Below are 13,165 nucleotides of genomic sequence, written 5' to 3' on the forward strand. Positions count from 1 at the left end.
GACATCACCTGAACAAAGGGCGTCGTACATTCGCGACGCCCTTTTGTTTTGAGGATGCACACAGCAGGCAGGCTTAATGCCAAGCGCCTCGTGGTTCGACAGGCTCACCAACCGCTGACTTAAGCGTGCAGCCCATCAAGCCGCGCATAGCTGGCCTCCATGCCATGTTCCATACCGCTTGCCAGCATCGCTGTGCGCGTGGCTTCATCGGGCAAGGTCATGCGCATCGTCATCAGCGTGCCATCGCCATCAGGCACAAATGTTGTCTCCACATGATTGTCGGGTGTCGGGTCAGGCAGATGCATCCGCTCGACATGCACAAGGCGGCTAAACGGCTCAACAGCTATAAACGTGCCTGTAAGATGAAACCCGCCGCCCTGCCCGTCGGTCCACTCATAGCGTATCGCACCGCCCGCCCTTGGCTCAATGATGCACACTGGCATTTTCCACCCATCCGGGCCAAGCATCCACTTCTGGATAAGCTTTGGTTCGGTATGCGCGCGAAACACCATCTCTGGTGAAGCCGCAAAACGGCGGGTGGCAACCACATGCGTGTCGCCCTCTGTCTTCAAAACAAGCTTGGACATTGATTTCCTCTCTACTTATTTTCCATGTCGGCCAGCACATCATCCAGCCGGTTGTAATTCTGGCTCATCGCGTCGCGCAGCATATCGAGCCATTGATCAATCTTGCGCACAGCCTCCGGCACCAGCCGACAAGGACGCTTCGTGCCCTCCACCCGCCGCGCAATAAGCCCTGCGCCTTCCAGCACTTTAAGATGCCGTGACACGGCTGGCTGTGACATGGAAAAAGGCTCTGCCAGTTCCATTACCGTTGCCTCGCCGAGCGCCAACCTAGCAAGGATCGCCCGCCGGGTTGGGTCAGAGAGTGCAGAAAACGCATTATCAAGTTCATACTGATCCATAGTTAGCAGTATTATTATATAACAGATATATTATCAATAAGGAATTTGCATCTGCCTGTGGTGCCAAGGCATCCGCCTGAAGCTGCAATGCGCGCACAAGCGCTTTACACATGATTTCCTGAACGCTACCTTCCGTTACGTGATGCTGGGAGGAGCCAGAGTCACGTAACTTTGAGGCGCATTCCTGCAAGGGCGTCGTCACTCACACGTCCGGGAGGAATCCGATGGCGTCTGTCGCAATTCGCGATGTCTACAAGTCGTTCGGCTCGGTAGAAATTCTACACGGCGTCGACATCGACATTGAGGATGGCGAGTTCGTAACCCTAGTCGGCCCATCGGGCTGTGGGAAATCGACGCTGTTGCGCATGATCGCCGGGCTCGAGAGCATTTCGGGCGGCGAAATCTCCATTGCTAACCGCGTCGTCAACAATGTCGCTCCAAAGGAGCGCGACATCGCCATGGTGTTCCAAAACTATGCGCTCTATCCGCATATGACGGTCGCCGAAAACATGGCATTTTCTATGAAATTGAAAAATGCGCCCCTTGCCGAAAGCTCTGAACGCGTACAGCGTGCCGCCGAAATTCTAGGCCTTACGCCACTGCTTGAGCGCTATCCGCGCCAACTCTCAGGGGGCCAGCGCCAGCGCGTGGCCATGGGCCGTGCCATTGTCCGCGATCCACAAGTCTTTCTGTTCGACGAACCGCTTTCCAACCTCGACGCCAAGCTGCGTGTTCAGATGCGCGCCGAGATCAAGGAACTGCACCAGAGGCTTAAGACAACCACGATTTATGTCACCCATGACCAGATCGAAGCCATGACGATGGCCGACAAAATCGTCGTCATGCATGACGGCATCGTCGAGCAGGTTGGCCCGCCGCTCGAACTCTACGACCGCCCTGACAATTTGTTTGTCGCCGCCTTCATCGGCTCGCCGTCGATGAACCTGCTGCGTGGCACGATTGCCACCGACGGAAGCGCGGCATTCAAGGGAGCTGGCGGCATTTCCGTGCCGCTGGACGGCCGCGTCGCAACAAGTGCGGGCCAGAATGTCGTTGTCGGAATGCGCCCTGAACATATCCGGCTTTCCCCCGACGGCTTTGCAGCGAAAATCGCTGTGGTCGAGCCCACAGGCTCTGAAATCCAGATCATCGCCCGCACTGAAGGCGGGGACGATATTGTCGCAAATTTCCGCGAGCGCCACGCATTTAGACCCGGCGAACGTGTCAATCTTTCCGTCGATCCTGCTCTTTTGCACCTCTTCGACGGCAAAACAGGCAAGCGGCTGTAGGAGGAGCACGCAGTCGGTTTGGAGTTCATTTCAACAGGGAGGAATACCATGAAATTTACCAGACGAGACCTGATCCGCACCACAGCAGCCGCAGCCGCGGTGGGCACCCTTGGAGGCCGCTATCTCGGCACTCCCGCCTATGCACAAAGCGAGCTGAAATATACGCCAGAAGAAGGCGCCAAGTTGCGCCTCTTGCGCTGGTCACCCTTCGTGCAAGGGGATGAGAACCAGTGGCTCGCCAATACCAAGCGCTTCACTGAAGCCACCGGAGTAGAAGTCCGCGTCGATAAGGAAAGCTGGGAAGACATCCGTCCCAAGGCAGCTGTCGCTGCAAATGTTGGCTCGGGTCCTGATCTCATGCTCGTCTGGTTCGATGATCCCCATCAATATCCTGACAAGCTGCACGATGTGACCGAGCTTGGCGAATATCTCGGTGGCAAATATGGCGGCTGGCATGAGGGTCCGAAGAGCTACGCCACGCGCGACGGAAAATTCGTCGGTTTGCCGCTGGCCACTATCGGCAATGCGATCGTGTACCGGGAAAGCTGGGTCAAGGAAGCCGGCTTCGAAGAATTCCCGAAGGACACAGAAGGCTTCCTCGCGCTATGCAAGGCATTGCAAGGAAAAGGCCATTCAGCCGGTTTCACCCATGGACACGGCGTCGGCGACGGCAACAATTACGCCCACTGGCTTTTGTGGAGCCATGGCGGCCAGATGGTCGACGAGGCAGGCAAGGTCAGCATCAACAGCCCTGAAACGCTCAAATCCATCGAATATGCGCAGGAACTCTACAAGACGTTCATTCCGGGTACCGAAAGCTGGCTCGACGTCAACAACAACCGCGCCTTCCTGGCCGGCGAACTGGGCGTCATTGCCAACGGCATCTCGGCTTACAACACAGCCAAGATCAACAAGGACAATGATCCCAAGCTGACCGAGATCGCGAAAGACATCCGCACCACCAACCTGCCCATCGGTCCGGTGGGCAAGGCGGTCGAGCTCTACCAGGTTACCTCAGCTGTTATTTTCGACTACACGCCGTATCCCAATGCGGCAAAAGCCTACCTGCAATTCATGTTCGAGGAAGCGCAGATGCAGGAGTGGATTACCAAGTCTGCGGGTTATTGCTGCCAGACGCTCAAGGCCTATGACAACAATCCTGTATGGACAGCTGATCCGAATAATGCGCCCTACGCAAAGGCTTCGGAGAACCTGCGCCCCAACGGCTTTGCCGGACCTCTCGGCTATGCATCCGCAGCGACCATGGCCGACTATGTCCTCGTGGACATGTACGCTAAGGCCGTAACAGGACAGGCAACCCCGCAAGAGGCCATGGAAGAAGCCGAAAAGCGCGCAAACCGATACTACCGCGTCTAACGAAAACCCGGGCGGACTCCGTTCCGCCCGGTCTTCCTGATATTTAGGCAACTCCAGCAGGAGCCAGCCCATGGCCCCCATCACGGCACCATCGAACCGCCCGTCAACATGGGCAACGCTGACCGAGAACCGCAATTTTCTCGGCGGCGGCTTCATGCTGCCAGCTGCCATCATCCTGCTGGTTTTTCTCACCTATCCGCTTGGCTTGGGCGTTTGGCTGGGCTTCACCGACACCCGCATCGGGCGTCCAGGTGTGTTCATCGGTCTCGAAAATTACGGCTATCTATGGGATGATGCGGTCTTCTGGCTCTCCGTCTTCAATACGCTCCTCTACACTGTCAGCGCTTCGATCCTTAAATTCGCGCTCGGCCTCTGGCTGGCATTGATCCTTAACGAGAACCTCCCCTTCAAATCCTTTTTTCGCGCCATCGTGCTTTTGCCATGGGTGGTGCCAACCGTGCTGTCGGCCATTGCCTTCTGGTGGATATATGATGCGCAGTTTTCGATCCTGTCTTGGGCGCTGCAGCAGATGGGCCTCATCGAAAACCGCATCAATTTTTTGGGCGATCCTGAAAATGCGCGTGCATCTGTCATCGCAGCCAATGTGTGGCGCGGCATTCCATTCGTCGCCATAACGCTTTTGGCTGGCCTGCAAACCATTCCGCAATCGCTCTACGAGGCTGCGACGCTGGATGGCGCATCACGCTGGCAATTATTCCGCTATGTCACGCTGCCGCTTTTAACACCGATCATCGCCATCACGATGACCTTCTCAGTATTGTTCACTTTCACGGACTTCCAGCTCATCTATGTGCTGACCCGCGGCGGACCGGTGAACGCTACCCACCTGATGGCCACGCTGTCATTCCAGCGCGGCATTTCTGGCGGCCAGTTGGGCGAAGGTGCTGCAATCGCTGTGGCGATGATCCCTTTCCTTCTATCGGCAATTTTATTCAGCTATTTTGGCCTGCAAAGGCGCAAATGGCAGCAGGGCGGAGGAGATTGACATGGCTGTCACCGCACCCGAAAAACGCACCGAAGGCGATGATGGCGGCATGGGCTATCTGCAAAGCCTGCCGCGCCGCGTCGTCACCGTCTACATTCCGCTGGCCATCTTCGTGTTCGTGCTGCTCTTTCCATTCTATTGGATGGCGATCACGGCCGTTAAGCCCAATAATGAAATGACAAATTACGATCAGTACAGCCCGTTCTGGGTGGCGAAACCCACCCTCGAACACATCAAATATCTTCTGTTTGAAACCTCATATCCCGGCTGGCTGCTCAACACAGTCATCATCTCCACCGCAGCGACCTTCCTGTCCCTGACTGCAAGCGTTTTTGCAGCCTACGCAATCGAAAGGCTGCGCTTCTCGGGCTCGCGTCAGGTAGGTCTGGCGATCTTCCTCGCCTATTTGGTCCCACCCTCTATCCTGTTCATTCCCCTGTCCGTGATGGTCTTCAAGCTGGGTCTCTACGACACATCGTTCGCGCTCATTCTCACCTATCCAACCTTTCTCATACCCTTCTGCACCTGGCTTTTGATGGGCTATTTCCGCTCGATTCCCTTCGAGCTGGAAGAGTGCGCTTTGATTGACGGCGCCACCCGCTGGCAAATCTTGACCAAGATCGTATTGCCTCTTTCCGTGCCGGGTCTCATCTCCGCCGGCATCTTCGCTTTCACTTTGTCTTGGAACGAGTTCATCTATGCGCTCACCTTCATCCAGTCGTCCGAAAACAAGACTGTCCCAGTCGGCGTTCTGACAGAGCTTGTACGCTCGGATGTCTATGAATGGGGGGCCCTGATGGCCGGCGCGTTGATTGGCTCGCTACCGGTGGTCATCCTCTATTCCTTCTTTGTCGAGCACTACGTCTCGTCGATGACAGGCGCCGTGAAGGAGTAACGGCGCCTATAGCTCTTTCGTCAACCAACTGTCACCCGCTTGTCATGGCGCTACGTTACCCGCTTCCTCATATGGAAACGGGGAATCGCCAGCCATGACCGACCTTTCTTCGGAACTCGGTTTTTCACGCACAAAAAAGATCGCCAATGCGGTGTATCAAAACCGTGCTTTGTCGAAGGCCGGCATTTCGGAGAGGCTGTTTGCGTTGCTATTTTCCGGCCTTGTCTATCCGCAGATCTGGGAAGATCCTGATATCGATATGGAGGCAATGGAGCTGTCCGAAGGTCACCGCATCGTCACCATCGCCTCGGGCGGCTGCAACGCTCTGGCCTATCTCACCCGATCTCCAGCCAGCATTGACGCGGTTGATTTGAACACAGCCCACATTGCACTGAACCGCATGAAGCTCTCGGCCATGCGCAATCTGCCATCGCACACCGATCTGTTTCGCTTCTTTGGTGGCAATGGCGATGCACAAAACACCGTTGCCTATGATCGTTTCATCGCGCCCGGCCTTGATCCCGCCACCCGCAATTACTGGGAAAGCCGCAACTGGCGGGGCAAGCGGCGCATAAGCGTCTTCGAAAAGAACTTTTACCGCACCGGCCTGCTCGGCTTCTTCATCGCCACAGGCCATCGCGTTTCAAAAATGTACGGTGTTGATCCGGCCCGCATCATGGAAGCGCGCACATTGCGCGACCAGCGCCACTTCTTCGAAGAATATCTGGCGCCTTTGTTCGACCGCAAAATGCTACGTTGGGCAACGTCCAAGAAGGCGTCGCTTTTCGGCCTTGGCATTCCACCAGCGCAATATGACAGCCTCATCACCTCCGGCGATGGCACCATGGCGCAAGTCCTCTCCGTGCGCGTCGAAAAATTGGCCTGCCACTTCCCGCTCAGAGACAATTATTTCGCTTGGCAGGCTTTTGCACGGCGCTACCCGCAGCCCGGCGAGGCAAAGTTGCCCGCTTATCTAGAGCCCGAAAATCACGCGCTCCTGCGCAAAAATGCCGAGCGCGTCTCAATCCATCACGCCAATTTCACAGATCTTCTCGCCACCAAGCCTGCAACCAGTGTGGATCGCTATATACTTTTGGATGCGCAGGATTGGATGAACGATACGCAGCTCAACGCTTTGTGGACCGAAATCACCCGCACCGCAGCACCCGGCGCGCGCGTCATCTTCCGCACCGCAGCAGAGCCCAGCCTTTTGCCCGGCCGCGTCTCCCCGGCACTGCTGAACCAGTGGGAATATCGCGATGAACAATCGCTGGATTACTCCGCACGCGACCGCTCGGCCATCTATGGCGGCTTCCACCTTTATGTGAAGAGAACTTCATGAGCACCGTCGAAAATCGTTCAGGCCATGCTGCATTGATGGATGGCGTCTACCGCCATCAACGGCACTTCTATGATCTGACGCGCAAATATTATCTGCTTGGCCGCGACCGCATGATTGCAGGGCTCGACGCGAAGGATGGCGACACGGTTCTGGAGCTTGGCTGCGGCACAGGCCGCAATCTCATTCTGGCAGCCCGCAGCTACCCTTCCGCCCGCTTTTACGGTCTCGATATTTCCAACGCGATGCTCGCCACCGCTTGCAGTGCGCTCGCGCGCGAAGGCCTGTGTGGCGTTGAACTTGCACAGGGCGATGCCACCGCATTCAACCCCAAGCGCCTCTTTGCGCAAGACAGCCTCGACCGCATTTTCATCTCCTATTCATTATCAATGATACCCGGCTGGGAGCAGGCAATAACCGCCGCGCTTGACGCGTTGAAGCCCGGCGGCTCGTTGCACATTGTAGATTTTGGCAGCCAGGAAAAGCTGCCCAATTGGTTTCGATCAGCTTTGCGCGCATGGCTTGAAAAATTCCACGTCGCCCCGCGTGACTCACTGCATCAAGCACTTGAATCAGCCTGCCAGACACACCACGCAAGCCTTTCATTTGAAACGCTTTATCGCGGTTACGCCGTGCACGCGATTGTCCGAAAACGCTAAAACTATTCTACAGCTTTCGCCAAAGCAGATACCAAGCCTTGCGCCCTGTATTGAAGGTTCGAAGGCGTAAGCCCCATACGAACCACCACGAGCTTCTTGGAGGGAATGATCGCCACTGACTGGCCATCATGGCCGAGCAGCCAAAACGTATCGGCAGGCAGATCAAACCCGTGATCCGGATTTTCTCCGGGCGCGGCCCCTGAATCCGAACCATGCAGCCAAAGCTGACCACGACCATATTCTCCCTGTGAGGCTGGCGCGGGCTCGCGCATCCAGTCCACGAAACCCGCAGGCAGGATCTGCTTGCCCTCCCACACTCCGCCATCAAGCAGAAACTGCCCGAAACGCGCCCAATCATGCGCGCTTGCATAAACATAGGAAGAGCCTGCCAGCGTTCCGCGCGCATCAGTCTCCAGAACGGCACTGGTCATGCCCAGCGGCTCAAACAGCGCCGCGCGCGGCAGTGCAAGTGCGGCATCCGCATCGCCAATGGCCCCTTGCCACACACGCGACAACAGATTGCTTGTCCCGCTCGAATAGCTCCACACCGACCCGACAGGATGAGCAAGTGGCTTTGACGCAGCAAACCCAGCCATATCCGGCTCGAGATACAGCATCCGCGTCACATCGGTCACGTCGCCATAATCCTCATTGAACTCCAGACCGCTGGACATGGCCATAAGATCAGCAACGCTGATATCCTTGCGTGGATCCCCCGCCCATTGCGCAAACAGGCTTTTCTGGTCGAGCGCCAATTTGCCATCGCGGATCAGCGTGCCGATAATCGCCGCATTGACGGTCTTGCTCATCGACCAGCCAAGCAAGGGCGTGTCAGGCGCAAAGCCATTGGCATAACGCTCACCAATGATGCGGCCATTATGCACCACGGTCACCGCGCGCATGCCCTGGCCCATCATCGCCTCATCATTGAGTATTTCGGTTATTTCGGGTGCCTGTGATGGCTGCACCAGCGCGCCCTCTGGCCACAACGCATCTGAAACTTTGACGTCGCGAACCGGCAGACCCATAGCACTTGCGCGCGCAATGTCGCCATCAGGCACAACTGCGCAGCCCAGTCCCTCGCGCGCCACTGCAACGCTTTTGCCAAATACGCCAAGTAGTCCGGCCGTCGCCGTCTTTTGCGCCGCATCCACTTCAACAGACATATACCCAAGCAGCCAATGTCCAGGCGCCTGCACATCCGCCCGCAGAACCTCATCGGGCTGACGATCGGCCAAGAAGAAATTGGAACACACTATCTTGGCCGCATAGCCTGATCCGACACGGATCAATGCAGGCGGCTGCATATAAAGCCACCCCGCCAGCGCTGCCACGCCAAGCGCAATAATGGCCGCAACACCCAAAACAATTTTGCCGAAAAACCGCATCTTCCTCGTCCATTTCACAGATCGCGCATGTCAAGGCTGCGCCTTAAATACAAAATCAACCATGTTGACCCATCACTGATATCGACGTCTTATTGACCGCAAAAAGGGCGGCACTGCTGCTGCAGTCGCACGCGCCAACAAGGAATGTTATGCTAGCAGAGTCCGGAGCCCAGGTTGGGGGGAAAGTTACCATGCGCCGTGTCGCGGCCTTCGTTCTCTTGAGTCTTCTTGGCGCCTGTACCAGCGTTGATGATCTCGCGCCCGTCTCCAGCCGCACCGATGTCACTGTTTCAACGCGCGGCATCGTCGCCTATCCCCGCTTCAACGACAATGATCCACATGATTGGACCAATGAGAAGCCATGGCGCTATGCCGTGCATGGCACAGATGTCTCAAAATACCAGACCTCGGTTGACTGGTCGAAGGCACGGGCCAGCGGCATTTCCTTCGCCTTTATCAAAGCCACGGAAGGCGGCGACCGTGTTGATGATCTGTTCGACACCCATTGGCGCGGCACCCGCGCGGCCGGCATTCCGCGCGCTGCCTATCATTTCTATTATTTCTGCCGTCCAGCATCCGAACAGGCGGCATGGTTCATCGCCAATGTCCCGCGCGAGCGTGGTTCGCTTCCACCCGTGCTCGACATGGAATGGAACCCTGAATCCCCTTCCTGTAAGCTTCGCCCACCGCCAGCAACAGTTCGCAGCGAGATGGCAACCTTCCTGCGCATCGTCGAAAAGCACTATGGCAAGAAGCCTGTCATCTACACCTCGGTGGATTTCTTTGCAGACAATGAACTGTCCACCTTCACCGGTTATGAATATTGGCTGCGCTCTGTCGCAGGCCATCCAACAACACGCTATGGCAGCCACCCGTTCTCGTTCTGGCAGTATACGGGCACAGGCGTCGTGCCCGGCATCAAGGGCAATGCAGACATTAATGTATTCAACGGCTCCCAAACGGCGTGGCAAAAATGGTTGAAGACAAATACGCTTTAAAAGACGCAATGCCTGCTTTTGGACACAGGCATCGTCCAAGGGCACACAATATCAGCGACTGACATTTTCACGTTCTTATCGGCACGGCGCCGATGCTGGATCAGGCTAGGATTAAACCATGACTTTGCGTCTTTTGGCATTGGCACTCACCCTCTCAACCGCAACGCCAGCTTTGGCGCAGCAATGTGGGGGAGATTTCGCCAGCTGGAAAAGCATCATCGCCGAAGAAGCCCGCCAAGCGGGTATTGGGCAGCGCGGCCTCAATGCCCTTGCCGGTTCAACGCTGCAAGAGCGCGTGCTCCAGCGCGACCGCTCGCAATCCTTTTTCTCGCAAACCTTCAATGAATTCTCCGGCAAGCTCATCAGTCAGCAGCGCGTGAACAAGGGCCGTGAAAAACTGAATGAACTCTCCCGCGTCTTTTCCCGCGCTGAAAGCGAATTCGGCGTACCCGGCCCGGTTCTGGCCGCCTTCTGGGCGTTGGAGAGCGACTTTGGCACCTTCCAGGGTGATTTTCCAAGCCTTTCAGCCCTCGTTACCCTCGCCCATGATTGCCGCCGCCCAGAACTTTTCCGCCCCCAGGTTCTGCCCATGCTGCAATTGATTGATCATGGTGATCTGCCCGCAGACGCCACTGGCGCTTGGGCCGGCGAAGTTGGCCAGACCCAGATGCTCCCCAGCGACGTGCTGGCGCTTGGCGTGGATGGTGATGGCGACGGCATCATCGACGTTCGCAACAGCGCCCCCGATGCTCTTTTGACCACCGCCCGCAAAATCCAGTCAAAAGGCTGGAAGTCGGGCGAGCCTTGGCTTCAGGAAGTGCGCATCCCCAATAAACTCCCCTGGCACGAAACCGGTCGCTCCAAAAAGCTTCCCGTATCGCAATGGTCAAAATGGGGTGTGACAGACCGCAATGGCAAGAAACTAGCCGATAGCGGCCTGAACGCCGGTCTTGTCCTGCCAATGGGCCACAAGGGCCCGGCCTTCCTCAGCTACCACAATTATGATGTCTATCTGGAGTGGAACCAGTCGCTCATCTACACGCTCACGGCCGCACATCTGGCCGCCCGCATCGCGGGTGAACCAGCCTTCGACAAGCGCAACCCAGAACCCGGCCTCGACCTTGAACCCATGAAGCTCCTGCAAACCAAGCTACAGGCAAGAGGCTACGATGTCGGCAAGATCGACGGCATCCTCGGCGTCGGCACCCGCGAAGCCGTCCGCACCGAACAAGACCGCCTCGGCCTCCCGGTTGACGGCTGGCCAACCCCGGCGCTTTTATCCAATCTTTAAACAGGTTGAGACTAGCGCCACCCTCAATCAGCCATCGTTTCCAAACTGGCAAAGCCCTCAGGGGCTTTGCCTTCGCTGAAGGGTGTGGTCACTTCCACAAATGTGTCGGGATAAAATCCATTAAACCGCGTGCGCAGCGACAGCGAGTATGCGCCAATATGGCCGATCTCGATCCAATCGCCCGTATCTACCGTTTCAGGCAGCCAGAACGGCCGTGAAAGAATATCCACGCTGTCACAGGTCGCACCGCACACTTTGAATGGCACAATGTTTTTTTCCTCGCCATTGCGCGTGCGGATGGCGGGATCAGGAATAAACCGCGCCGGCAGCGTGATCTTGCCTGTCCAGGAATCCGACAAGGATGCCCAGATCCCATCATTGATGTAGAGACGGCGGCCCTTGCGCAGAAGCACCCGCACAATCAGCGAAAACGCCTTGGCAACAATCACCCGTCCAGGCTCGGCCACAAGCGGCATATCGTCGAATTGATATTCCTTGATGTCACCCCTCAGCCGCGACATGATCTCCTCGATGGAAGGCATTTGCGGCTTCTTACGGTTGGGGTCATAGCCATATTCAGCCGGAAACCCGCCGCCAACATCAAGTCCAGCCAATGGCATGGAAAGCCGGTTGCGTATCCAGTCCGCAGAGGCCAGCGCCCGCTCATAGGTATCAGGGTCTTCGATCTGGCTGCCGACATGGAATGCAATGCCGACCTTGTAGCCGGTCCGGTTCAACCGCTTTGCAAGATCCACCGCATGTGCAGGGGCCGCCCCAAATTTCTTGGAAAGCTCGTAAGCGGCAGACCCCTTGGTCTGGATACGCACGAAAACCGTCATCGAACCCGGGTCAATATCAAGCGCGCGCACCACCCGCGTCAGCTTGGTGATCTCGTCCTCATGATCAATCGCAATCACGCGAATGCCATAGGTCTCCAGCGCCAGCCTGATATCAGATTGCGCTTTGACCGGGTGCATATAAAGCATCTCCGCATCTGGCGCGACTTCCCGCACCGCCGCAAATTCGGCCGGAGACGCCACATCGAATGCCGTCACACCAGCCTCAGCAAGCGCGCGCAAAACCAGCAACTCGCCATTGGTCTTCACTGCATAGGCGGTCTTGCCCGGAAACATGCCCATGAACTGCCGGCAATCTTCCTTCAGCACCTCCGGCCGGAAGCAATAGACAGGCTCGTCGGGACGAAGCGCCAGCGCTGCGTCGGTGGCATTGTCGAATCGTTGCATGGACTAACCTCGCTGCGCGCCGAACCGTATAACATGAACGCGAACGGTGAATACCGGTTTCACCACTTCCTCCGTACTGAAACGGGTGGCACTCAAATTGACGGCTTCCTTATGCCAATCGGGCAGAGGCGGCCAAGCGTTTTCGAGGTGTGGATGCCGTGGTCGCCTCGACCAGGCAGTTAACCGCCTCAATCTTGATGATGGTGCCAGTCGTGGCTCCGACCGAACTTCAATTCGCTCGCTTACCAATTGGGGAAGCGGTTGCAGCACTATCACTGATATCGACCGCCCTTGCCTATATCCTTTGTTTTCGTATCCTGGCCTCCGCTGGCGCCACCAATGCTTAGTGATCATGCTGGTGGTCCGGGTCAGTGCCATCCTTCAGGGGCGCTGTCTTTCTCGGCGAACGCCTTCACTCTTTGAGTCGGCAAGCATGGCATTGATTGGTGTTGGCCTGGTGGTCATCGACGGTTCGGGTGCTGCCTCTCAGTCGGGCTGCATTAGCGGGATGAGACCACGCGATCGACTATTATCCACAGCCGATTGGCAACCGATTTCCGCTGCGAAACCAACACTTAAGCGCCGTAAATAGGTCGGATTTTTCACATTCGCGCCGCATCGCAACACAATTTCTTCTTGCGTGTTGCCGAAATGATCCTAGATTCAGGGCTTGATGCGCACTCGAGGAGGCTATGCCATGGGACTGACACGGCCAATCAACGCGTTGATGATATGCGCAGCTTTTGCATTCATC

General features: G+C 56.7%; 12 protein-coding genes. 8 read left to right on the forward strand and 4 right to left on the reverse strand.

All coding sequences use genetic code 11. From position 1 onward, the window contains the following. Positions 1-119: 119 nt before the first annotated feature. Positions 120-587 (reverse strand): SRPBCC domain-containing protein, encoded by a 468-nt coding sequence (locus GA830_RS16745; protein ID WP_195162906.1) that lies wholly within the window; start codon positions 585-587, stop codon positions 120-122. 11 nt (positions 588-598) lie between these two features. Then, positions 599-925 (reverse strand): ArsR/SmtB family transcription factor, encoded by a 327-nt coding sequence (locus tag GA830_RS16750; protein WP_195162907.1) that lies wholly within the window; start codon positions 923-925, stop codon positions 599-601. Positions 926-1,149: 224 nt separating this feature from the next. Here GA830_RS16750 and GA830_RS16755 point away from each other — a divergent pair, with 224 nt between their 5' ends. The 6 genes from GA830_RS16755 to GA830_RS16780 all read left to right on the forward strand — a co-directional run bounded on the left by GA830_RS16755 (position 1,150) and on the right by GA830_RS16780 (position 7,490). After that, positions 1,150-2,214 (forward strand): ABC transporter ATP-binding protein, encoded by a 1,065-nt coding sequence (locus tag GA830_RS16755; RefSeq protein ID WP_195162908.1) that lies wholly within the window; start codon positions 1,150-1,152, stop codon positions 2,212-2,214. 48 nt (positions 2,215-2,262) lie between these two features. Beyond that, positions 2,263-3,591 carry an ABC transporter substrate-binding protein gene (locus tag GA830_RS16760; protein WP_195162909.1) on the forward strand — a complete coding sequence of 443 codons (1,329 nt, stop codon included), beginning with the start codon at positions 2,263-2,265 and terminating at the stop codon, positions 3,589-3,591. A gap of 70 nt (positions 3,592-3,661) precedes the next feature. Then, positions 3,662-4,597 (forward strand): carbohydrate ABC transporter permease, encoded by a 936-nt coding sequence (locus tag GA830_RS16765; protein ID WP_195162910.1) that lies wholly within the window; start codon positions 3,662-3,664, stop codon positions 4,595-4,597. Between the two features lies 1 nt (position 4,598). Next, positions 4,599-5,492 (forward strand): carbohydrate ABC transporter permease, encoded by an 894-nt coding sequence (locus tag GA830_RS16770; RefSeq protein WP_195162911.1) that lies wholly within the window; start codon positions 4,599-4,601, stop codon positions 5,490-5,492. Between the two features lie 94 nt (positions 5,493-5,586). Further along, complete coding sequence (locus GA830_RS16775) at positions 5,587-6,834, forward strand: DUF3419 family protein (RefSeq protein WP_195162912.1); 1,248 nt, start codon at positions 5,587-5,589, stop codon at positions 6,832-6,834. Next, entirely contained in the window at positions 6,831-7,490 is a 660-nt protein-coding gene (locus GA830_RS16780) for a class I SAM-dependent methyltransferase (protein WP_195162913.1), read from the forward strand. Before GA830_RS16775 ends, GA830_RS16780 begins: the two co-directional genes overlap by 4 nt. A gap of 2 nt (positions 7,491-7,492) precedes the next feature. Here the strand turns inward: GA830_RS16780 and GA830_RS16785 are convergent, their stop codons facing one another. Continuing rightward, positions 7,493-8,878: a serine hydrolase domain-containing protein gene (locus tag GA830_RS16785; protein WP_195162914.1), complete on the reverse strand. Its 1,386-nt coding sequence runs from the start codon at positions 8,876-8,878 to the stop codon at positions 7,493-7,495. 191 nt (positions 8,879-9,069) lie between these two features. Between GA830_RS16785 and GA830_RS16790 the strand changes: the two genes are divergently transcribed. Beyond that, positions 9,070-9,876: a glycoside hydrolase family 25 protein gene (locus GA830_RS16790; protein ID WP_195162915.1), complete on the forward strand. Its 807-nt coding sequence runs from the start codon at positions 9,070-9,072 to the stop codon at positions 9,874-9,876. A 118-nt stretch (positions 9,877-9,994) separates the two neighbouring features. Beyond that, complete coding sequence (locus tag GA830_RS16795) at positions 9,995-11,167, forward strand: lytic murein transglycosylase (RefSeq protein WP_195162916.1); 1,173 nt, start codon at positions 9,995-9,997, stop codon at positions 11,165-11,167. 23 nt (positions 11,168-11,190) lie between these two features. Here the strand turns inward: GA830_RS16795 and GA830_RS16800 are convergent, their stop codons facing one another. Continuing rightward, positions 11,191-12,411 (reverse strand): alanine racemase, encoded by a 1,221-nt coding sequence (locus GA830_RS16800; protein WP_195162917.1) that lies wholly within the window; start codon positions 12,409-12,411, stop codon positions 11,191-11,193. Positions 12,412-13,165: the final 754 nt, after the last annotated feature.

This window comes from Mesorhizobium sp. NBSH29 (assembly GCF_015500055.1).
Classification (GTDB): Bacteria; Pseudomonadota; Alphaproteobacteria; order Rhizobiales; family Rhizobiaceae; genus Neomesorhizobium.